A 24,813-nucleotide genomic window follows, 5' to 3' on the forward strand; every position below is an offset into this window, starting at 1 on the left:
TTAATATTTTCTGAGGCTAGCCCCCGAATCCCCACTTCTTTTGGTGACAAAAAGAATGCATTTTTTAAGCAAAACATAGTTATTATAATACATTTTAAACTTATTTTATTAATACTAAATAATACTTTATACTATTTATAAGTCATCATTACATTTTTAAATAATTGAAATTTGACAAAATATAGTTGTTTAGCTATATACTTAAAAATAATTTTAATTATTATTTAAAATTATTTAATAATAACATCAATATATACAAAAATGTAATATATCATACTATTAAATACTTAACAAAATAACAAATATTATAATACTAATCCTTATAATACTTACTGTAAAACTCATAACTCTTTATAACACGCTCTACATAATACTCAGTTTCTTCTATATCAATAAATCTTCCTGTACGGTACATATTATTAGTTCCGTATTCAGCTTTCCACCTTCTTCCGCGTCCTGAACCTGCATTATAGCTTGCTGCCACAAGTATATAATTGCTTGCTTTCTGACTGCTGAAAAGCCAGCCCAAATGCGAAACTCCCAAATTAATATTTTGTTTAGGGTCTGTTAAATCTAAAGGATCATATCTGTATCTTGCTTTTTTGTTCTCAGCAGCGGCTGTTGTAGGCATAAGCTGCATAAGCCCCATAGCTCCAACCCAAGACCTAGCCTTAGGATCAAATAAACTCTCCTCTCTCATTATTCCGTATACAAATGCAGGCTCTATCTTATAATACTTAGCCTCTGGTACTACATACTCATCAAAATATCTAGGATAAACTTTTCTTCTAAGCTCATCTGGAAGCAAGTCAGTATTATCTGAATATGGATATCCGAAATATTTACCTATATTAGCTGATATCTGCATAAGCCTTTTTGTATTTTCAGAACTTATAAATATTTTCTCAGCAAAATAATATAATGGATATGTTACCTGAGTTTTTTTGAATACTTTATCAAACTCTGTATATGCATTGTCATAATCTCCGTAATAATAAAGCACTATAGCCTTATTAATTTCTCTTCTAGTTTGAAGAGACAGTTCATTAAAGAGATCATTCTCACTCATTTTAGAATACATCTCTTTTACAAATCTGCTTTGCATAAGTATATTTTTTGCTATACTTCTAGCCTCTTTTTCAGTTTTATCTTCCTTCCCTGTAGCAGCATAATTTAAAAACTGCACTTTATCAAGCATCTCCATAGATTTAGTAAAATTAGAGTCAGCATAATACTTTTTAGCTTCATTTAAATAATAAGTATTGCTAAGTTTTACATTACTAATCATCTCATCGCTTGCAAGACTTAATGCCCCTTTAATAAAATAATGACTTTTACTGCTTAAAAGGCTTTTCATTATATAGTCATCTCTTTTTTCATCATCTCCAAACTCTTCAGCAGTCCACATATTCCAAGATAAAGCAAAATCATGCCTAAAACTAGGATATCTATCTTCTAAAGCCTTAGTTGCAAAATAAGTTTCTGTTTTGTTTTTTAACTTAAATGATTTTCTTAAATATGATTTTAAAGCAAGTTCTGTCTGCCAGCTTTTTGGAAATTTTGTCATAACATTTGTTAAATAAGTTTTTGCCTGAACAAGATTATTTCTATTTAAACTTACACTCACAAAATTATTATATATTCTAGGCACATAATCATCTCTTGGGTATTCTTTCAAAAAAGTATTATAAAGTTCAAGCGATTTATCATAGTTTTTTAATCTGTTATAATTATCAGCAGAATAATAAATACCTAATCTTCTATGAGTTTTATTATTTGCATTTGACAAATACTCATCAAATAATTTTGCCGCATCTTCTCTCTCTCCTGCCTGCTGTTTTATTCTTGCCATATAGTAAGTAGAATTTGCTTTATATAAATTATTATCATAAAAATATTCAAAATATTGTAAAGATGCTTTTCTATAACCAGCCTCATAAAGCTCAGTAGAAACTTTATATTTCAAATCATTATCAAATGACATTATATCTTCTTCATAATTATTATTATAATATATAATAGCTTCTCTATTTAAAAATCTGCTTAAAAGCTCATAAGCTATCATCTTAGCCTTATTGGTATCATCAGTATCTCTTAATGCTCTAATACCTACAAACTCTTTAATCCATTTCTGTGCTTTACTGTTAAAAAAATTACTCACTGGATAATCATCTCTATAAAACTCCGCCAATGCCTTATACTGTTCTGCATAAGGATACAAAGATGAACGCGGATACTCTTTCATAAGTAATGAATACAAATCTATAGCTTCATTATACATATTAGTATATAATGCACTTTTAGCCCCATAATATATAATATAATCTTTTATAAGCAAATCTTCTTGAGTATTCATTATATTTGTAAATTGATTATAAGCCTCTAAATATTTCTCTCTGTTATAGAGTTCTAAAGCAGTTCCATAATTAATCTTGTTTTTTGATATAATATTCTCTTTTAACGATATTCCCTTAGCATCTAACATAGAAGTCATTATTATAATAATAGCTTCAAAAAAAACGGCAAATAATAATACTCTTTTATTAAATATATGAAGAATTTGATTTTTCATTGAACCTCATCAAAAATAGTTTTTATATAGTAATTATTATTTTATTATTTTTTTCATTTTTTGCAAACAAATTTTACATTTTGACTTACCATAATGATTATATATTTAATTAAAATTTTATAAAAAAGTATGTAATTTTCTTATTATTTTTTATATATTTAAACAAAAAACGGAGGGAAAATGAATTTAACAGAATTAAGAGATAAACAAAAACAATTTTTCAAAAGTTCAAAAACATTATCATACGATTTTAGAATAAAACAGTTAAAAAAATTACAATCAATGCTGATAAAATATGAAAGAGATTTTATAGACGCTCTGTATAAAGATATGCAGAAGTCAGAATTTGAAGCTATAGGTACAGAATTATTTTTTGTAATGGAAGAGATTAAAACATTCATAAAAAATCTAAAAAAATGGATGCATAATAAAAATGCAAAAAGGAATATGGTAACTATAGATTCAAAAACCACTATAATAAATAAACCATTTGGAGTATCATTAATAATATCGCCTTGGAATTATCCAATACAATTAACTTTTCTTCCACTTGTAGGTGCAATAGGAGCTGGCAATACCGCTATAATAGCACCTTCTCAATTAACACCTACTGTTTATGATGTAATATATAATTCTATTAAAGATACATTTGATGAAGAATATATTGCTGTTGTAGATAAAAGTATACCGCCAGAAAATGTAAGCAAAATAGAATATGATAAAATATTTTTTACAGGTTCTCCAAGAGTTGGAAAAATTATTATGTCAAACGCTTCAGAGTTTCTTACACCTGTAACATTAGAGCTTGGTGGAAAATCACCTGTTATAATTGATGATATAAAAGGAGATAATTTTAATAAGGCTGTAAAAAGAATTATATGGGGCAAGTTTATAAACTCGGGTCAAACTTGCGTATCCCCAGACTATATACTAATTAGAGAAGACTTAAAAGAAAAATTTTTAAAAGCATTTAATGATGAAATAAAATTATTCAATGATGAAAAAAAGCTACACAGAATAATAAATGAAAACCACTATAAAAGATTAAAATCATATTTAAATGACGGCAAAATTATTTACGGCGGGGAATATGATGATAATAATTTGTCTATTTCTATAACATTAGTAGAACCAAAAAACTTAGAAACTAATATTATAAAAGATGAAATATTCGGTAGCATTTTCCCAATACTTTATTATAAAACAAAAGAAGAAGCCAGAGATATAATAGAAAAAGTATGTCCTAATCCTCTTGCTATGTATATATTCTCTGAAGATATTGATTTTAATTATTATTTTATAGAGAAGATAAGTTACGGAGGCTGCTCTGTTAATGATACTATAAGCCATATATTAAATTCTAATGCCCCATTTGGAGGAGTTGGAAACAGCGGAATGGGTAATTATCATGGTTATTACAGTTTTAAATGCTTTTCAAAAGAAACAACCGTTTTAACTAAAGGATATGGTTTTGAAGTAAAAACAAAATATCCGCCTTATTCTACAAAAATTAAGGAAGTTAATTTATTATATAATTTGGTAAAGAAATAATTTTATTTAATAATAAGAAAAAAGGCTTGCATTAAAATTCATTAATACAAGCCTTTAATTTTTATCTAGCTATAAAGTTTTATTTTCCCCAAACATCAGGTTCAAATTCTTTATTAACTCTATTATAATCAACAATATCAATACCATTATAATAGAACTTTAAAATCTCTTTATAATCTTTTTTAACCTGAGCCATACCGTAAGCACCCCATTGGCACATACCTACACCATGTCCACTTCCTTTACCAGTGATTATTATACCATTGTCTACTTTTTTAATAGTAAAATTAAGTGATGGTACCAATTTAGGAGAAAGCGTACTTCTAAAATCTCTTGAAGTAATATCGCTATCATCTATTTTTATATTAGTAGCCTTTCCAGATTTAGGATCAGTGCTAATACCAATAGAAGATTTTTCGCTTGCATGTACAGAATAATTAGCTAAATCATCATTAAGTTCATTATAGCTTAAAGCATTAGTCCAAGGTTTAATCTGAGCATTGCAGTAAGGGCAAGAAACACCTTCCAAATAAGGCACAGCAACACCGAATACATTTTCAGCACTATCAGTATGTCCGCCGCATAAAGCACTGAAATATGTAGCTATAACTTTACCTTTATAAACGGCAATCTCATATCTTGTTCTGTCAACAGCCTGTTCTACAGACCAGCTCATTTTTTCTTTGCCATTATAAACCTGATATTTTGTAGTATTATCAACATCAAAAGGAAGTTTATTAGCATTTTTTAATATATGATACATTGCATAAGTGCGGGCTGCAACTGCCTGAGCTTTTAATGCTTCCATAGGCCAATCTGGAGACATCTCATGAGGTAAAACACCTTTAACATAGTCTTCAATATTAAGCTCATTAACCACTATCATGGTATCATTATATGGAATAAACATTAAAGAACCATAATATTCTTTTCCGTTTAAAGTAAATCCGTCTTGTGTTTCAAATACTATTCCTTCTTTATAAACACCTACTTCATTAACTTTTAAACCTAATCTGTTTTCTACAACCATTACAGTTTCATTAGTTAAAGCTGATATTATTTCGCTTTCATATTTGTAATTGTACGCTTTATAAGGACCTTTGATATTAATAGTATATGGAGCTTTTACATCTGTTAATTGTACTCTGATAATATTTTGATTTGCAAATGCATATATACTATTCATTGCCAATAATACTAGCAATAAAAAGAAATACTTTTTGACTCCCATAATTTTAACGCCTCCTTGCTGTAAATAAAATTATTCGTTAAAATTATCGGCTATTTAAAAACTTGCTTTACAATATAATTTCATATAGTTTTCTCAAATTATACTGCATGCAAGTTATTTAATTTTTTATTAAAAAATAATCACATAGATATGATGATCTTACCTTCAATACCGCCTTTAGACATAGTTTGAATAGCTTCTTTTGTATCTTCAATATTAAATACTTTAGAGAATATTTTAGGCTTTATATTTTTATCTTCTACTATTCTTGTAATTTCTTTAAGCTCTCTGCCGTCAGCTCTTACAAACATAAATCTATACTCTTTTCCTTCTTTCATAGCTTTTTTATCATATTTAGAACCTGCCAAAGAAAATAAACTTCTTTTTAAGAAAGGAAATTGATGAACTTCAGCAAATTTTTTATTAGGACTTGTTCTTAAACTCAATATACGTCCGCCTTTCTTTAAAACAGATAACTCTTTATCAAACTCTTTTGCCCCAAGAGTATCAATAACATAATCAACGCCTGAAACTAACTCCCAATAATTTTCTTTACGGTAATCAATATATTTATCAGTACCCAAACTTATAAAATGCTCTTTAGATCTATCATTACCAGAAATTATGACATTAAGCCCGAAATATTTAAAAATAGGCACTGCCATCTCTCCGAAACTTCCAGACCCTCCTGTTATCAATACAGTTTCACCTGCTTTGGCTTCTAATTCTTCTTTAAGTGCCTGATAAGCTGTAAGTGCCGTAAGAGGTATTGCTGCCGATTCAATAAAACTGCAATTATTAGGCATAGAGGCTAAAAACTTACTTTCTACCGCAGCATAATCCGCAAAAGCACCTATTTTTTGTATAGGCATACGAGTATAAACTTTATCGCCAACATTAAAATCTTTTACATTTTTACCTATTTTTTCAACTATACCAGAAAATTCATTTCCTAATGTAAGAGGCATTTTATAATCCTGTATAAGTCTTACACTGCCTGTTAGTATTAATATTTCAAGCGGGTTTACTGCAGCTGCCTTTACTTTAACCAATACTTCATCATCAGTTATATCTGGTATTGCTATATCTCTAATTTTTATATCAATGTCTTTTGAATATTTGTCAATCTGTGCTGATCTCATAATATCTCCTAAATTTTTATTTGAAAGATTTTATAATATATTTTATATAAATCAATATAAAATATTATTCAAATAAAAAAGATGAACAGAACAAAATATATTCATCTCTTAAAAAAGATAATAATAATTATATAAATTAATTATTTAGTATAATTTTACCGTTATGTTTTCTTTATTTTTTGAACTGTATCAGATATCATATTAACACTTTCCATAATATCATCAAATACATCGGGTTTTATAGATTGTGCTCCATCACATAAAGCATGCTCTGGATCATTATGCACCTCTATAATCATACCGTCAGCACCTGCAGAAATAGCTGCCAATGTTAAGGGAAGAGCCATCCATGATTTTCCGCTGGCATGCGAAGGATCTCCTATAACAGGCAAATGACTTAAACGTTTTATTGCAGGTATTGCACTCACATCAAATGTATTTCTAGTATAAGTTTCAAATGTTCTTATGCCTCTCTCACATAACACAACATTTTCATTGCCTTGATTAAGTATATACTCAGCACTCATAAGCCATTCTTCTATAGTGTTTGACAAACCTCTTTTCAAGAGTATAGGCTTTTTTAATTTTCCTACTTCTTTTAAAAGTTCAAAGTTCTGCATGTTTCTTGCCCCAATCTGAATCATGTCCACTGTATTATCAAAATCTTCTAAATGTCTTATAGATACAATCTCACTTACAATAGGTATTCCAACCTCTTCTCTTGCAAGTTTTAATATTTTAAGTCCGTCCAAAGCTAACCCCTGAAATGCATAAGGGGAAGTTCTAGGTTTGAAAGCCCCGCCTCTAAGTATAGAAGCACCAGAAGCCTTTACACTTTTAGCTATATTAATAACCTGCTCCTCGCTTTCAACAGAACAAGGTCCTGCAATAATTGTAGGTTTGCCATCTCCTATCTTTACACCGCTTACATCAACTACAGTATCTTCTTTTTTGAATGCTCTATTTGCTCTTTTAAATGGTTCCTGCACTTTTAATACTTTAGATACTCCTGGTAAAGATGAAATTAAATCTCTGTCTATCTTTGAAGTATCCCCAACCATACCTATTACTGTATAGTCTACTCCTACACTTTTATTGATGCCAAGACCTGCATTTTTTAATCTTTCTATAATATTATTAATATGTTCTTCTTTAGTATTTGGTTTCATTACTACTATCATAATAAATTCTCCTTAAATAAAATAATTAATTTAAAATCGATAAGCTAAAATATAAAAATTAAGTATTGATAAAAAGTTTAAATATATAAATTTGTTTTAATTAGAAAAATAGATACTCTGGCGTCTTAAACGCCATAGTAGAAGAAGTAATAAGCATAGATACTTTTAAAAGTAAGTGAAATTAAATTACCTTTCATAGTAAGAAATTATATATAAAAAATATAAAAAGTCAAGCACTTATAATTTTCATGACTTATACAATATACTGAAAATTTTTAAGTTTGTTAATTTTTTTATTCAACTTTTGGTGAAGCCAGCCTCACACCATACCTAATCATACTTCCTTTAGTAGCGGTCGTACTTCGATACTTCAGATATGCTTCATAAAAGTACAAGTGTAAAATAATACTAAATTATATTTTATATGCAGGATAAATTTCTAAATTTAGTATCAAGTATAGATTTTTTCTGACTACGGTACACAGAGCGTTGGAAAAAAGTACGCACAACTGTGAAGTCCAAGCTATAATTAAAAAATGTGAAATTAAAAAGCTATAAGTATTAATAAATTGAGTTTTGAAACAAGTCTATTATAATTATTTAGGTATATAAAATACACCGAGCAAATAAAAGCATTTTTCTGCTCGGTGCAATAAATATCTCATAAAATTAAATCAATAATTTATATCCCAATATATAAAATTAGATAATATACAAATTAAAATTTAAAATCTCTTCTTCCCTCATCTATGCCTTTTAAAGCATCTACTAATTTCATTTTAACCTTTTCATTAGGTACTCTCTCTATTTCATTTGCCATAACTTTATCTATAGATTTTTTAGTTTCGTCTTTGGCATAATCGTTTTCATATTCTTTTAAAGTTATTATAGCATTGGCCTGACAGAAATTTTTTATTTGTCCACTCTTAGCAAAAGCCATAAATCTGTCTCCTGTTCTTCCTTCCCTATAACAAGCAGTACAAAAGCTAGGAAGATATCCTATATCAGAAAGCCATTTAATAATATCATCAAGAGAACGGTTATCAGATATTTCAAACTGCTTTGAATTCTCCTCTTCCTCTTCAACATATCCTCCTACGCTAGTTCTTGATCCTCCGCTTATTTGAGAAACTCCAACCTCTAATGCTTCTTCTCTTGATTTTTGGCTCTCTCTTGTAGAAACTATTATTCCAGTATAAGGAACAGCAATTCTTAAAACAGCAACTATTTTTTTGAATAAACTATCAACAATAGCATTAGGGAAACTTTTAACATCTACATCATCAGCAGGTCTTATCCTAGGAACACTTATAGTGTGAGGTCCGCATCCGAAAGTATCTTCTAAATGTTTAGCATGATAAAGCATAGCAGTAAAATCATATTTATAATCATAAAGCCCAAATAATACACCTATACCTACATCATCAATACCGCCTTCCATAGCTCTGTCCATTGCCTCAGTATGATATTCATAATTGCTTTTAGGTCCGCTTGGGTGAACTTTCTCATAAGTAGGTTTATGATAAGTCTCTTGGAATAATACATAAGTACCAATTCCTGCATCTTTTAGCTTTTTATAATTTTCAACTGTCGTAGCAGCAATATTTACATTAACTCTTCTAATAGCTCCGTTTTTATGTTTAATGCTGTATATTGTTTTTATAGATTCAAGTAAATATTCCATACTAGCATAATCAGGGTCTTCTCCAGTTTCTAATGCAAGTCTTTTATGTCCCATATCCTGTAATGCTGTAACTTCTGCTCTAATCTCATCTTGACTCAATTGCTTTCTTGCTATATGGCTATTTTTAGCATGATAAGGACAGTAAACGCATCCGTTAATACAATAATTTGATAAATAAAGCGGAGCAAATAAAACTATTCTTTTACCATATATCTCTAATTTAATTTTCTTTGCTATCTCAAACATTTCATTTTCAGCATCTTTATCATTGCAAAGAAGTAAAGCTAATGCTTCATAAGGTTCAAGGCCTTTCATCAGACTTGCTTTATCTAATATCTCTCTTATATTATAATCGCCGCTTTCTACTTTGGATATTGTTTTTAATATCTCTTCATCATTAATAAACTCATTTGCATTTTTTGATTTTGAATCGTACTTGAATAAAGTTTCTAAAGACATAAAATATACTCCTATTTTATAATTAAACTGTTAATTATTTTTTACTTGCATAAAGTGCTTTAGCAGAAACACCTTCAATCATGCCAAGTCTGCCTGTTAAACTATTAATTTTATCGATAGGAGCATTTAATACTATGCTTATAATATTTATATTTTCTTCTCTGTAAGGTATACCCATTCTTCCTATAACAAAATCACTGTAGCTATGAAGAATTTCATTCACCTTTGCCGCAGCATTGGTGTCTTCAATTATTATACCTATAACAGCAATTCTATTATTTTCCATAAACCACCAAAAAAGATAAATATAATTAAAAAATATATTCCTTTATGATAAACATTAACAGTTATTCATTTAGGCTATTTTATTATAAAACTATGAATTATTTTGTAAATAGCTTTTATTAATTTTTTATAATTATTTTTCTATATGGAAAAAGCTCACAACATTCTGCAGTTCTTTAGCATCATTATAAAGCGATATAGAAGAAGCCGTAGACTCTTCCACCAAAGCAGCATTTTCCTGAGTAATAGTATCCATTTCCATAACTGCTTTATTAACCTGAGCTACTCCAGACTGCTGTTCTACGGCAGCGGCACTTATATCTTTTATAATATTTGCTGTATTTTCTATTTGCTCTTTTATTCCTATAAATAATTGTTCCTGACTCTCTACAATTTCATTAGCCTTATTAATTTTATCATATACCTGATTAATCAATTCTGTAATATCTTTTGCTGAAGTCTGACTATTTTGTGCCAAACTTCTAACCTCGCTTGCTACAACAGCAAAACCTTTACCTTGATCTCCTGCACGTGCTGCCTCTACAGCCGCATTAAGTGCTAAAATATTAGTCTGAAAAGCAATTCCTTCTATAACTTTTATTATATCTTTAATTTTTTCACTATCATTATTAACTTCATTCATACTTTTTACCGTTTCTGATACTACTGAAGCTGCATTCTCTATAGATTCTTTACAGCTATTCATCATATTATTCCCTTTTACAGAATTATTCGTAGCCATAGATATTGCTGAAGATATTTCTTCCATAGAAGACGCAGTCTCTTCAAGGTTGGCTGCTGTATTTTCTGCTTTTGCAGCTAAATTCTTATTTCCAGAAGCAAGGGCATTAGCCGCATGAGACATCTTATCAGCATTATTCAAAGTGGTTTCTATCACTTCTATTAATTTATATTTCATATTATGGAAAGAATGTGATAATTCTCCAAGTTCATCTTTTCTATTCAACTTTCTTCTATGCATAATAAGTCTACCGCTTTCTATCTCTTTGGCTTCCTCAACTATAATATTAAGAGGTTTTATTATGCTTCTAGTAAATAAAAATACTACTAATGTCATAATAACCATGGATATAATGCCTATTATTACACTTATTACAATAATAGATCTATTAACTTCGTATATCTCTTTAGTATCCATAGCATAAGCGACTATCCAAGGCTGAGCAGTCATTTTTTTATAAAATCCTTCTCTTACACCATATCTTAACTTTCCAGATACAGATGTACCTTGCATTATATTATTATATTCACTTGGGGCTTGTTTATTTATTTCTGCAGGATCAGTATCCATTATAACTACAGATTTATTATTAACAGTTACTATTCTACCAGACTGTCCTAATCGTACATTACTAAAATAAGTATCATATATAGACATTATTTTTATAATAGAAACTAAATAACCTATTAATTGATCATTATAATCAAGTATTCTAACACCTAAAGATATTGTAAGATCTCCTGTAGCAGCTGATTTAACAATATCATCTCCAAATGCCACTTCTTCACCTGCTAATAATTTATTCATCATAGTAGGTCTTAAATCCATAAAATTTCTGCCTATTAATTGTGAGTTTCTATCAAAAACTATTACACCTCTTGTATCCATAATAGAGATATTTTCTATAAAATTATTATTTTCTACAAATGAAGTTATATCTAAATAAACATTATTACTATATGCTGTCATATTTGAAAAGAAATTCTTAATATTAGCACCGCTTGTATATGATTTGTTAACCATTACCTGAGCATTTAATATAGAATCAAATAAGTTAGCATAACCCTCAACAGTATTTTCAAATCCTGTATTTGTACTTTCGGTTATACCTTTATTTGAAAAATATACTGAAGCCGATAATAAAAATAATAACATCAATATAGACATTACACTAATAGTAACTGGAAGTTTAAAAGATAAACTATGGATTTTCTTCATAATAGACTCCTAAATAAAACACTAAATTTGTATTAAATGAATGATAAATGTAAAATTTATAAATTTAGTATAGTACAATTATATATAAGTGTCAATAAAGTAAATTAATTTTATATAATTATGAAATTGTAAAAGTTTTATTAATGAATATGTAAAATATACAACAAATATATGAAATGTATAATAAAAATAGGTAATAATCTTAATATTATACTTGCTTCAAAACTAATGATTATTTTATTAATTAAATTATTCTGACAAAATATAATTATTTATATATCAGTAATTCTATTATTTTGTAAAATAATAGAGTTAAGATATATAATTCAGATTTATAATAAAAGATTTTATTATAAATAATTTTAGAAATAAAGTATTATTTAATATACACATACTTTCTCTTCATAAACTTCTTTAGCTTTAGAATAAAACTCTGCAGCTTTTTCATAATTTCCATTGATAAATTCAATATTGCCTAAATGGAAATAAGAACTAGAATCAGGATTTTCTTTTATTTTTTTAGTATATTTAGCCTTGCTTTCTTCCAAATTAGGATAATTATCTCTCAAACTTTTGCTTCTAAGGTTTTTAAGAGCAAGAATTTCAGGCGTATCAGCAGGATACATAGCCAAAGCCTGCAAATACATATTTTCAGCTCTTTTATAATCTTTAATTTCATGAAGACATACGCCATAATAATGATAATCATTATGGTCAGCCAAATTATTATCTACTAATATTTTATAAAAATTCATAGCTTCTTTATAAAGTTCATTTCTAAAGAAGTAATTAGCCATATAAACTAAAGCAACTCTGTCTTTTGAATTAATTTTAAGTACATTTTTAGCAGCTTCTAATCCTTTGTCCTCTTCCTTAAGCATAGTACATAAAGATAAAAACTCATAATAAGGATCAAGATTCTGAGAAGTATATAATGTAATTCCTTTTCTATAAAGTTCAAAAGCATCCTGAAGTCTGTATTCTTTTTTGGCAATAGCCCCCAAAATAAAATATGCTTCAGCTGCCATCCAATATTCTAAGAAAGTGTTTAAAAATATTTTAGCATGTTCATAATCACCGTTTTCAAATAAGGAAACTGCTACCTGTAAATACGACTTCATGTCTTCAGAAGTACTTAATCTCATACTTCTTTTTAAAGCCTCAATAGCTTCTTCATTTACTCCTTTCTTTAAAAGTTCCTCTGCAAGATTACTTAATTTCATTGCTTTAGTATTAGTAGACACGTTAATCTCCTTTTTTATTTTAATGAACTGGTCTGACATAAACTTCTTTAGAAAAACCGCTCTCTATATTCCCGCCTTCTCCACCTATAGCAGTTATAGTAAAATAATAAACCTCATTTGTATTAAGTCCTTCTATATAGTATTCAGTCTGATTTCCTATCCGTATAGGAGTATACTCAGCATCGTTATAAACTCCTGGCTTTGTGCCGTAATATATTTTATAGCCAGCAACATCTTCATGAACACTATCCCATTTTAACATAACAGAATTATTATTAACTGCTGTTGCCGTTAAATTAACAGGTGTCTGCGGAAGTCTTCCCTTATGGTATAAAATATCAACATTATTTAATATAGGAGTTATATTTCTATCAGCATTACTATTCAATACAGCTCTTATCTGAAGATATCTTACATTAGATGTAATAGCATTAGTATTATTATCTAAATACTGCCAAGCTATATTATTATCATCTGGGGCAAAATAATAATCTGAAGTTCTATAATAAAGGTCTATATAGCAGCCATTCGTAAAACTTCCTGTATAATTTATAGAGTCTATAAATGTATTTTTATCTTCAAAATCTATAACTCTGCTTATTATTTCTCCATTTGATGAATACCTATATAAATTAAAATCATGTTTATAATCAGGTGTAAAATAGAAAGAATCTAACCCTCCTATAAAACCCTGTCCCAAATACAGCGGATCTAATTTGATATTTTCAAATTCAGCAACATAAGGAGATCCGTTTCTATCCCCTGTACTTGTTAAATATATAACTTCTTCTTCAAGTCCGTCTATATATTTTACTAATTTTCCTGTAGAAGCATCAAAACTAACACTATGATGTCTCCATTCATTTTCCTTTAAATACTCTCCTCCTGATAAAGTAACATTTGTATACTGACCATTATAAGAAAATAAATTATTAAACTGCCAAACTAATCTGCCATTAATAATATTTGCTCTTATACCTGCATATTTTGTAACACCATTATCATTATATATAGCCATTTTTGAAAGAACTTTAGAATTCATTCTTACTCTATAAGGATTTAAATAAAATTCAAAAGTAAAACTTGACATAGAAACATCATCAGAACTATCTAAATAATGATCTATTTTTACATAAGACCTAATATTTGGAAAAAATACAGCCTTTCCTCCATTAGCACCAGTTATATATTTTATATCTGAACTGTAGCTTAATCCATGAAAATATGAAGACCCTAAAATAGTTCTCTCAAATATCAATGTCATATCATTTGATACTTCATCTGAATTACCATTATTTAATACAAAACTATTAGTAATATTATCTACTGAACTGTAATAAATATTATTTGTATCAGAAAAAACATTAATAACAGCCGCATTTAGATTGACTGTACAAAATAAAATAAACGCTATAAAACTGCCTATATAACGCACTTTCAATTCCTAATTATTTTTATAATTCTTTAATAATTATTCGGATATTTTTTTAATTCCATTATTAAAAATATAATAAAAACGTCTATTAAAAACTATATATTTATACTAACTGTAAAAATATATCAAAATAAATACTATATTTTAAATATAAAAAAAAATTAAAATATGTTATCATAATTTTTATATTTGGAAGTATTTTTCAGTTATTTTAATAGTAATGTTATTTTAGCAATATAAAAATATATTGTTTGACTTGGCAAAAAGACTACAATTTAAGGATTTAATATGAAATTGTTAATTATTATCAGTTTATTAATATCAAATGCAATATTATTTGCAGATATAAAAATAGGTTTCTTTTCAGCTGTACATAGTGGAGATATAAAAACAGTACAGGAATATATAGAAATGGGTATTAATGTTAATATACAAGATGATATGAAAAGAACTCCATTAATGATAGCAATATATAAAAATGATATGAAAATGGCTAAACTTTTTATTGATAATGGGGCAAATGTTAATATACAAGATAATAAATTTAATTCTCCTTTTTTATATGCCTGCGAGAAAGGATATATAAATACAATAAAAATAATGTATGTTAATGCTGATACTAAAGTAGTTAATATATATGGAGCAAATGCTTTAACACTGGCATGCGAAAAAGGACATTGGGAAACAGTAAAATTTCTGCTTGAAAATACTGATATAAATGTTAATCATGCAGATAACTTATCAAGAACCGCTTTACTTGAAATAGCAATATTTGGAAAAGACACTATTAACTATGTAGAAATAGTAAAACTTCTATTAGAGCATAATGCTGACAAAAACATAAAAGACAGTAAAGGAAATGATGCTTTATACTATGCTAAAGAAAGAAATTTGAAAAATATAGAAAAATTATTGACAGAATAATTAAATACATAAAAAAGGCAAGAGCCATTGTATTAAACTCCTGCCTTTAATTATTACTTATTTATTTAACAAAACTATTAGTCTTTTTTAACTTCAGTACCAGTAGAAGCGTATCTTTGTAATTGAACAGCAGCAGCTTTAGGATTTTTTACTACGCAAGGACCTCCTACACAGCCTCCGTTACAAGCCATAACCTCAACAAGATTAGGTGTATCAGCGGTAACAGGGGTTTCTCCCGACTGAACTTTACCATATCCTTTAAGCTGTTTCATACCTTCTTTATCTAGTCCGTTAATAACAGCAGATTTTAATTTTTCAGGGTGTTTTAATCTTATTTTAACAGCTTCAGCTACACCGCCGCTCATGGCATATTTTCTTCCAGAAGCAGTAGGAACAGTTTCTATATCCAAATCAGGCTCCTTAGCAACTTCTGTACCAGTAGCTATAAATAAAGCATCAAGCTCTTCCATAGATAAACAATAATCTACCAAATCATCATCTATGCTCTCTCTTCTCTTAGCGAGGCAAGGACCTATAAAAACATTAACAGCCTCAGGATCTTCAGCATGCATCATTTCAGCAGTATAATGCATAGGAGTTTTAGTTTCGGATACACAAGGTATCAATTCAGGTACATGTTTTCTAACAGCTTTAACATAAGCAGGACAGCAGGAAGTAGTCATAAGTTTATCTCCTCTCTCCATCCTCTCTTCAAACTCAGCTGCCTCTCTGTCAGAAGTAACATCAGCACCCAAAGCTACCTCCCAAACTTTATTAAATCCTATTTTTAATAAAGCACTTTTTAATTGTCCTGGTTTAGCATTAAATTGTGAAGCTATGGCTGGAGCATACATAACATTAACTTTTTTATCTTCTTTTAGATGTTTTAAAACATCTAAAAGCTGCCCCTTATCCATCATAGCACTAAAAGGACATTCTCTCATACAATTTCCGCAGAATATACATTTATGATAATCTATTACTTCTTTACCCTGTTCATTTTTATTAATTGCTCCTACAGGACATGATTCCTCACAAGGAACAGGTATATATATTATAGCATGATAAGGACAATTTTTTAAACATAATCCGCAGTTTATACATTTGCTGCTGTCTATATGTGCCCTTTTTTCATCTAAAATGGTAATTGCATTTTTAGGACAGTTCATCATACAAGGTCTTGCTAAACAAGCCTGACAAGCATTAGTAACCATAAAATTTGCCCTAACACAAGCATTGCATGCCTCATCAAGTACTGTAAGCATAGGCCAAGTTGGTTTTTCTCTCTCTAATGCTAATTTAGCATATTCAGATAATGGTATTCCGCTGTCTTCTTTACCTTCAACACTTATTCCAAGTCTAGCCATAATTCTATTTTTTATGATTTCCCTGTCGTTATGTATACAGCATCTTATAGATTTACTATCTCTTGGTATAATTTCTATAGGCAATCTATCTATATCCTCTATCAATCTGTCTTCAATAAACATTAATGCTATTTTTACCAAAATTTCCTTTTTTAATTGAGAGGCATTATTATTAATATTCACCTTATATTCTCCTATTATTTTTAAGTGATTTGATATTAAATTAAATTAACTAATACCATTTTTATTATCATATATTATAATATGAAATTTAATTTTTTCAAGTATAATATTCAAATTATGTACAAAAATTTATTGTATATAGTATTCATATTAAATATGTAATAATCAAACAAAAATACAAAATAAAAACATATTAAATTAAATAAAAAACTAATTTATTTCTTGACAAACCATAATTAAATAACTATATTGTATATATATAGAATTTTATATATAATATAATATACTTCTATATGAAGTAATTTTAATTTTAAAGGAGTTTTTATATGCTTATAGGATGCCCAAAAGAAATTAAAAATCAAGAGTACAGAGTTGGATTAACACCAGCTAATGCTGCTGATTATATACTGCATGGCAATAAAGTAATTATGGAAAAAGGTGCAGGTGAAGGTTCAGGATTTAGCGATGAAGAATATAAAAAAGTTGGTGCTGAAATAGCTGATAAAAAAAGAGTATTTGAAGCAGATATGATTATTAAAGTAAAAGAACCTATAGAAGAAGAATATGAATATTTTAGAGAAAATCAAATATTATATACATATCTGCATTTAGCTGCTGATAAACCTTTAACTGAAATGCTTTTAAAGAAAAAAATAAGATCAATAGCATACGAAACTATGAAAGATGAAATGAATCAGCTGCCTTGTTTAGCTCCTATGAGCGGAATAGCTGGAAGGTTATCTATTCAGGAAGCTGCTAAGTATATGGAAAAGAAATTCGGAGGAGAAGGTGTATTATTAGGCGGTGTTCCGGGTGTTCAAAAAGCGAATGTTGTTATATTAGGTGCTGGTGTTGTAGGTCTTAATGCAGCTCAGATAGCTATGGGATTTGGGGCTAATGTATCTATTACTGATATTAATGTAGCAAGACTATCGTATATAGATCAAATATTCAATATGAGAATAAATACATATTTTAGTGCTCCTTCAACTTTAGAAGAGTTATTTAAAACTGCTGATGTTGTAATTGGAAGCGTACTTATACCGGGTGCTAAAGCTCCTAAACTATTAAGAAAAGAACATTTAAAAATTATGAAAAAAGGGGCTGTAATAGTAGATGTTGCTATTGACCAAGGCGGATGCTTTGAAACATCTCACCCTACTACTCATGATGATCCTATATTTATAGTAGATGATATTGTTCATTACTGTGTCGCCAATATGCCGGGGGCTGTGGCAAGAACTTCTACTATAGCACTTACCAATTCTACAACTCATTATGGAATAATGCTTGCAGAAAAAGGATTAGAAGAAATTTGCAAAACAAATAATACTTTGCTTACTGGACTTAATACTTATAATGGAAAATGTACATTTAAAGGTGTTGCTGAAGCATTTGGAATTGAATATACAGATCCTAAAGCTGCATTAGCAAGTTAAACAAATTAAAAATAAAATTTTATTACACCATTGCCGTAAAGTTTAATCAGCTTTACGGCTTTAATTTAAAATTATAAAAAAATGCATATAAATATATTGACTTTAATACTTATTTAATATAGTATTACTACTAAAAATAATAGTTTATTTAATTTACTAAAAGCTCTTTATTAAAAAAGAAAATTATCAATTTTTTATAAGTACATAAAACTCCAAAATCGCTATAAGTTATTCTTGTAGCGATTTACTTTTTTAAAGTTATAAATTATTATTTATTAATAAAAATTGATTACCGATTCATATATACCTAAACAATTACAATTTGTAAAGATTAATTGTTTAAATTTAAAATATTTGCAGGGCTTTGCCAACCATGCTGTGTGCTACGCAGCACCCCAGTTCTTTTATTGGTATAAAATAACCAAAAAAACTGCATTTTTAACCCAAATTTTAGAGATTATCATACATTTAATGCATATTTTTAAAATATAAAGTTCTAGCAATTGCATTTTTCATGAAACCTATACAAGGATAAAAACTTTTTGTGCGGCAAAAAGGTTAATAATTCTATATAATATGTACCAATTGACAAAATAAAATTGTTCAAGTATAAACTAGTAATGGACAGATAATTTTTTATAGTTTATTTTCTATTTTTAAGCTCATTATAATTCTTATCCATAATTTCATACCAATAATTTAATTTGGTATTATCATCTCCCTCTATATCTTTTAAATAGAAAGGTTTTAAAAATCTTACTTTTATTTTTCTAAAAGGATTAATTCTAATACTCTTTGCTTTCATAATATCTCTAGTTCCATATATAACAACAGGCAGTATTTCTATATCAGGGCATCTCTCTGCTATTTTTAATATTCCTCTTTTAGGCTTTCTTATTTCTCCATCAACACTTCTGCTTCCTTCTGGATATATAACTATACTAGTACCATTTTTTAATCTGTCTTCCATATCATCTATAGATTTTACAGCACCCACAGTACCTCTTTTTACAAATATATAATTGGCAAGCGACATACCAAAACCTATTAAAGGTACTTTCCCATAAGTATCTTTTGAAACAAAAGCATATGACTTTTTAAATATTGAAAAACATGCAAATATATCAAATGAACTTTGATGATTAGGAGTGAGGAGATATGTTTTATTAGGATTATAATTTTCTTTTCCCTCCAAATCAAAAGAGATAAAAGCCATTTTCATGAGTCCTCTTCCCCAAACTTTTGCCATTGAATGCACCCAATATTTTGCTTTCTTTTTACTAAATATACGTATAAACGGATAAATAGGAAATGCTATAATAATGCATAATAATGTATGGATAAATCCCAACAAAAAATAAATTAAACTAAACAATATCATATCAATAGTTTATTATAAAAATAAAAAATTATCAATATATAACTTGATATATTGGAAACAGTTTGATATAATCAAATGAATTATTTTTTGAGTTTTGATTATTAATATGAACAACAAAGCAAAAAAGCAAATAGGAATTATAGTAAATACGCTTAGGGGTGATCCTGCTTGCATTCTAAAAAATATTAAAAAGATATTAAAAAAATACAATATAGAACCTATCATAATAGATTATGATATATCTACTTATATGAATATCAAAAAAGCAATAAGAAAATTAAAAGATGTATCAATGCTTATATCTATTGGCGGAGACGGTACATTATTATCCGCTTTAAAAATAGCCATAAAATATGATATTTCTGTACTTCCAATATATAACGGCACACTTGGTTTTATATCAGAGATTCCTCCAAATGAAGCATATATGATACTTAATGAATATTTTGAAGGAAAAAAAACCCTTTATGAAATAGAGCCTAGAACTTTATTATCTGTAAGTCTATATTCTTCTAATAAGAAAGTTATTAAAGAATATTTAGCTGTTAATGAACTTGTACTTAGCAAATGTTCTGGAAGGGCTATATATATTAATATTATGATATCAGGCAAACTTATATCTTCAATAGTAGCAGACGGAGTAGTAATAGCTACACCTACAGGCTCTACTGCATATGCATTAAGTGCTGGAGGTCCTATAGTGTCGCCTAGTATTGATGCCATATCTTTTGTACCTATAGCTCCGCATTCGCTTACGTTCAGACCGCTTGTTATTCCAAAACATGATACTATAGAATTAGAATTAACAGAAAAATCTCTAAAAGCTATGGTTATTATAGATGGATATGATATATGCCAATTTAAAAATTATGATAAAATAAAGGCACAAATAAGTGATAAAAGCTGTTATATATTTCAAAGTGCTAACAGACTGTTTTATGATATACTTAGAAATAAACTTAATTGGGGCAGATAATGCTTAAGTATCTTGAAATAAGAAATTTTGTTTTGATAGATAAATTAAAAATTAATTTCAGTAGCGGTTTTAATGTACTTACTGGAGAAACTGGAGCTGGAAAAAGTATTATAATCAGTGCTTTAGAACTTATTACTGGTGAAAAAGGCTCTATAAGAATGGTAGGCTCTAACGGAGACAGACTCATTGTTACTGGAAACTTCAAACTTCAGTCATCTTCAGAAATAGTAAAAAATAAATTAAAAGAATGGAATATAGAAATTAATAATGATGAACTTACTATAAAAAGAGAAATTACTAAAGACGGAAAAAGTAAATCATTTATAAATAATGTCGGGGTAAAAGTTGCTGAATTAAAAGAACTTGGAGATTTAATAGTTGATATTCATGGGCAGCATGAACATCAGTCGCTTTTTAATCCTGCAAATCATATTAATTTTTATGACAGCTATTTAAATATAGAAGATAAACTTGAAAATTATAAGAATCATTATTATAAGTTAACAAAACTTATAAGACAATATAATGAAATATCACAAAATAAAAACTCTATTCTAAAAGAAAAATCATTTTTAGAATATGCAATAGATGAAATAGAAAAAGCAAAATTAAAACCCAATGAAGATGAAGATATAAAAAACGATATAACAATGATGTCAAATGCTGAGAGCATAGCTTCATCGCTTTCTTCTATAAATAAAGATATATTTGGGAGTGAATCTGGAGCTTATACAAAACTTACAAGAAGTATAGGAGCATTACAGGCAGTATCAAAATATGACAGCAGACTTTCGGATATTGCTTCGCAGATAGAAGGAATAACATTAAACCTTGAGGATATAAAAAGCGTATTAACAGAAATAAGATCCAAAACAAAATTTGACCCTGAAGAGCTCCAGATGCTTAATGAAAGGCTTTTCTTTATAAATAATCTTAAAAAGAAATATGGGTCTAATATTAAAGAAATTATATCATATGCTAAAGATGCAAAAGAAAAACTAGAGTCTTTAAATTTCTCAGAAGAGGATATTGAAAATTTAAAAAAAGAAATAAAATCTTTAAGAGAAAAAACTTCAATACTTGCTAAAGAAATATCGGATATAAGACATAACAGAAAAGATGAATTTATAAAAGCAATAGAAAGCGAAATGAATGATTTAGGAATGTCATCTACAAAATTTGATGTTGAAATAACTTTAGATGAAGATGATGAAGGCATACTAAATATTGACGGCTCTAACATAAAAGCTAATTCCAACGGAATAGATAATATAGAGTTTATAATAGCACCAAATAAACAGAGCATATATCAGCCTCTTAGAAAAATAGCTTCTGGAGGTGAAATATCAAGAATAATGCTTTCATTAAAAAATGTACTTTCTTTAGGTGACTACTGTGAAACATGCGTTTTTGATGAGATAGATGTCGGAGTTGGAGGAAGAATAGCTGAAGTAATAGGAGAAAAAATAGCTGCTCTTTCAAAAAGAAAACAGGTATTAAGTGTTACTCATTTGGCACAAATTGCAATATATGCTAATAATCATTTTAAAGTTACCAAAAATGAAGGTGAAGATATTGTAACTTCTACTATTGAAGAACTAGATAATTCTATGCGTGTTAATGAAATAGCAAGAATGATAACTGGAAAAGAAATTACAGAAGCAAGTATAAAGCATGCTGAAGAACTATTAGAACATGCTAAAAATAATAAAAAAATTATATAAATAATACATATCATAAAAAATAATACAATCAATTTATAAAATATCAGGAAGTAAAAAATGTATACATTGGGAATAGATTTAAGCACTCAAAGTGTAAGTCTAAGTATTTTAAATTATGAAACTAAAAAAAATGAATTAAATATATCTATAGCTTTTAATTCACTAGAAGAAATAAAAAAAACATCTATGAATAAAAATAGCCTTTTAATTTATTCTAATGTAAGAGGAAAAGCTGAACAAGACCCTAATATATTTTTAGCAGCACTAAATAAAGCATTTGATGAACTTAAACAAAAATACAGTATAAAATATATAAAAGCAATACAAATATCAGCACAACAGCATGGACATGTTTATTTAGCTGAAAAATATAAATATAATTTAGAGAAGTTAAGAGATAAATCATCAGCAAATCAAACTTTAATGGATATGTTTAAAGATTCATATTCATATAATGCTACCCCTATATGGAGAACTTCCTGCACACAGAAAGAAGCCAATGAATTAAGAGAAGCGGCAGGCGGAAAAGAAAAAATGATACAAATAACAGCTTCAAATTCCCCGCTTAGATTTACAGGTGCTGTTATAAAATACTATTTTGACCATAATAAAGGCTTATCAGAGAATACATACAAAATATTTTTATTGAATACATTTATAGCCTCAATATTAACTGCCAAAGATAATATACCTGCCGATTTTGGTAATGCTTCAGGTACAAGTTTAATGGACTATAATAAAAGAGAATGGAATGATACTTTATTGAACACTATATCAAGTGATTTAAAACAAAAATTAGGAGAGATTGATGCTCCTTCTAGTTTTGCAGGATACATATCTGAATACTTTATAGAAAGATACGGTTTTGACAGTGAATGTATAGTAGGTATAGGAAGCGGAGATAATCCTCAGACAAAAGTTTTATATAAAGGCGATATATTATCATTAGGAACGAGTTTTGTTTATATGCTTGATATAGATGAAAACACAAGAGATTATTCAGGTGCTGCTAATAATATGTATGATGGTATAGACAATCCTTTTATGATATTATGCAGAACAAACGGAGGCATAGTTTTAGATGAAATTATGAACTCTTATGATAGAACATACAAAGAAGCTGAAAAATCTTTAGAAAAAAATACTGATAATCTCCCAATAATGCTGTGGCAAAAAGAATACGAATCAGCACCTATAAGCAAGGCATTTCCTATAAAAAGATATTATGAAAAACCTTCATTTGATGATGATTATAAGGGTATAGTTTTAAGTTCTCTAGGATTATTAGAAATATATTTAAGCTATTTTACTCATAAAAATAGAGATGATAATAAAATAGATCTTGCTGTTACAGGCGGAGGTTCAAAAAATAAAGAAATAGTAAAAATAATAGCAAATATTTGGGAATCTCCTATAAGAATACTGCCTTCAGCTGGGGCTTCTTTAGGTGCTGCTTTGTCTGCTATACTTCTTTTGAAAAAACAAGTTTCTTTAGATGAAATTAGAGACTCTTTAATTGATAATAATGTAATAGAGCCTGATTTGATGCTTGCAAATAAATATCATAATTACATGAAAATTTTAAAAGAAAGATATGAAGATATTATTAAGCAGTTATAATCTTGCTTTGTGATAGTTGTATAGATATTCATAAAAAATTACTATATATAATATTGTAAATAAAGGTATAGTAATTGCAGATATTGCATTTAAGTATTTCTTAATTTTTTGAGATAAATAAATAGAATATCATAATTTAAATATGAATGTATGTGTTTGTAATAGACTTGTTTCAAAACTATTTTAATGTTTAAGGATATATTATGAATAGATATGCATCTCCAATTTATAGATATAAGGGAAGAATTAATTTAATAATCTCTTTAATATCAGCTTTAATAAATTTAACAGCATTACTCAATATAAATAACTTTAATTTAACAACATTTAATGCAGTATATTTATTTAGTTTCTTTTCAGTATTTATGTTTATTAATTCCCGTACAGTTTATACTAATATTTTTAAAAATTACAAGAAAGAAATAAAAAATAAAACACTATTCTCTTTTATTGGT

General features: G+C 28.0%; 16 protein-coding genes and 2 pseudogenes. 7 read left to right on the forward strand and 11 right to left on the reverse strand.

Translation table 11 applies throughout. The features are described 5' to 3' along the window. Nucleotides 1-313 precede the first annotated feature (313 nt). Entirely contained in the window at nucleotides 314-2,572 is a 2,259-nt protein-coding gene (locus KQ44_RS05885) for a transglycosylase SLT domain-containing protein (protein ID WP_096736637.1), read from the reverse strand. A gap of 180 nt (nucleotides 2,573-2,752) precedes the next feature. Between KQ44_RS05885 and KQ44_RS05890 the strand changes: the two genes are divergently transcribed. Continuing rightward, entirely contained in the window at nucleotides 2,753-4,123 is a 1,371-nt protein-coding gene (locus KQ44_RS05890; RefSeq protein WP_096736638.1) for an aldehyde dehydrogenase family protein, read from the forward strand. A gap of 79 nt (nucleotides 4,124-4,202) precedes the next feature. Here KQ44_RS05890 and KQ44_RS05895 read toward each other — a convergent pair whose 3' ends face one another. The 8 genes and pseudogenes from KQ44_RS05895 to KQ44_RS05930 form a co-directional block, all read right to left on the reverse strand. Beyond that, nucleotides 4,203-5,309 carry a SpoIID/LytB domain-containing protein gene (locus KQ44_RS05895; RefSeq protein WP_205676573.1) on the reverse strand — a complete coding sequence of 369 codons (1,107 nt, stop codon included), beginning with the start codon at nucleotides 5,307-5,309 and terminating at the stop codon, nucleotides 4,203-4,205. Nucleotides 5,310-5,494: 185 nt separating this feature from the next. Continuing rightward, complete coding sequence (locus KQ44_RS05900; RefSeq protein ID WP_096736640.1) at nucleotides 5,495-6,496, reverse strand: NADP-dependent oxidoreductase; 1,002 nt, start codon at nucleotides 6,494-6,496, stop codon at nucleotides 5,495-5,497. Nucleotides 6,497-6,632: 136 nt separating this feature from the next. Beyond that, a pseudogene (gene aroF / locus KQ44_RS05905) lies at nucleotides 6,633-7,677 on the reverse strand (3-deoxy-7-phosphoheptulonate synthase). A 718-nt stretch (nucleotides 7,678-8,395) separates the two neighbouring features. Then, entirely contained in the window at nucleotides 8,396-9,820 is a 1,425-nt protein-coding gene (hydG, locus tag KQ44_RS05910) for a [FeFe] hydrogenase H-cluster radical SAM maturase HydG (protein ID WP_096736642.1), read from the reverse strand. A gap of 34 nt (nucleotides 9,821-9,854) precedes the next feature. Then, complete coding sequence (locus tag KQ44_RS05915) at nucleotides 9,855-10,106, reverse strand: TM1266 family iron-only hydrogenase system putative regulator (RefSeq protein ID WP_096736643.1); 252 nt, start codon at nucleotides 10,104-10,106, stop codon at nucleotides 9,855-9,857. A 132-nt stretch (nucleotides 10,107-10,238) separates the two neighbouring features. Further along, nucleotides 10,239-12,065, reverse strand: a complete 1,827-nt coding sequence (locus KQ44_RS05920; protein WP_096736644.1) for a methyl-accepting chemotaxis protein — start codon at nucleotides 12,063-12,065, stop codon at nucleotides 10,239-10,241. 380 nt (nucleotides 12,066-12,445) lie between these two features. Next, nucleotides 12,446-13,309, reverse strand: coding sequence for a tetratricopeptide repeat protein (locus KQ44_RS05925; protein WP_096736645.1), 864 nt, complete (start codon nucleotides 13,307-13,309; stop codon nucleotides 12,446-12,448). A 19-nt stretch (nucleotides 13,310-13,328) separates the two neighbouring features. Next, a complete protein-coding gene (locus tag KQ44_RS05930) occupies nucleotides 13,329-14,744 on the reverse strand; it encodes a fibronectin type III domain-containing protein (RefSeq protein ID WP_096736646.1) in 1,416 nt (471 codons plus the stop codon). Between the two features lie 288 nt (nucleotides 14,745-15,032). On the opposite strand from KQ44_RS05930, the gene KQ44_RS05935 reads away from it, so the two are divergent. Further along, nucleotides 15,033-15,668, forward strand: coding sequence for an ankyrin repeat domain-containing protein (locus KQ44_RS05935; RefSeq protein WP_096736647.1), 636 nt, complete (start codon nucleotides 15,033-15,035; stop codon nucleotides 15,666-15,668). Nucleotides 15,669-15,745: 77 nt separating this feature from the next. Here the strand turns inward: KQ44_RS05935 and KQ44_RS05940 are convergent, their stop codons facing one another. Continuing rightward, a complete protein-coding gene (locus KQ44_RS05940; protein WP_096736648.1) occupies nucleotides 15,746-17,218 on the reverse strand; it encodes a 4Fe-4S dicluster domain-containing protein in 1,473 nt (490 codons plus the stop codon). A gap of 326 nt (nucleotides 17,219-17,544) precedes the next feature. On the opposite strand from KQ44_RS05940, the gene ald reads away from it, so the two are divergent. After that, nucleotides 17,545-18,657 carry an alanine dehydrogenase gene (gene ald / locus KQ44_RS05945; protein ID WP_096736649.1) on the forward strand — a complete coding sequence of 371 codons (1,113 nt, stop codon included), beginning with the start codon at nucleotides 17,545-17,547 and terminating at the stop codon, nucleotides 18,655-18,657. A 643-nt stretch (nucleotides 18,658-19,300) separates the two neighbouring features. Here the strand turns inward: ald and KQ44_RS05950 are convergent. Continuing rightward, a complete protein-coding gene (locus tag KQ44_RS05950; protein WP_096736650.1) occupies nucleotides 19,301-20,038 on the reverse strand; it encodes a lysophospholipid acyltransferase family protein in 738 nt (245 codons plus the stop codon). 106 nt (nucleotides 20,039-20,144) lie between these two features. On the opposite strand from KQ44_RS05950, the gene KQ44_RS05955 reads away from it, so the two are divergent. The 4 genes and pseudogenes from KQ44_RS05955 to KQ44_RS05970 all read left to right on the forward strand — a co-directional run. Continuing rightward, a complete protein-coding gene (locus KQ44_RS05955; protein ID WP_096736651.1) occupies nucleotides 20,145-21,014 on the forward strand; it encodes an NAD(+)/NADH kinase in 870 nt (289 codons plus the stop codon). Continuing rightward, nucleotides 21,014-22,738 carry a DNA repair protein RecN gene (gene recN / locus KQ44_RS05960; protein WP_096736652.1) on the forward strand — a complete coding sequence of 575 codons (1,725 nt, stop codon included), beginning with the start codon at nucleotides 21,014-21,016 and terminating at the stop codon, nucleotides 22,736-22,738. Before KQ44_RS05955 ends, recN begins: the two co-directional genes overlap by 1 nt. 57 nt (nucleotides 22,739-22,795) lie before the next feature. Then, nucleotides 22,796-24,358: an FGGY family carbohydrate kinase gene (locus tag KQ44_RS05965; protein WP_096736653.1), complete on the forward strand. Its 1,563-nt coding sequence runs from the start codon at nucleotides 22,796-22,798 to the stop codon at nucleotides 24,356-24,358. 203 nt (nucleotides 24,359-24,561) lie between these two features. After that, nucleotides 24,562-24,813, forward strand: a pseudogene (locus tag KQ44_RS05970) (hypothetical protein); the annotation flags it as partial.

It is taken from the genome of Brachyspira sp. G79, assembly GCF_002379365.1.
In the GTDB taxonomy this organism is placed as follows: domain Bacteria; phylum Spirochaetota; class Brachyspiria; order Brachyspirales; family Brachyspiraceae; genus Brachyspira.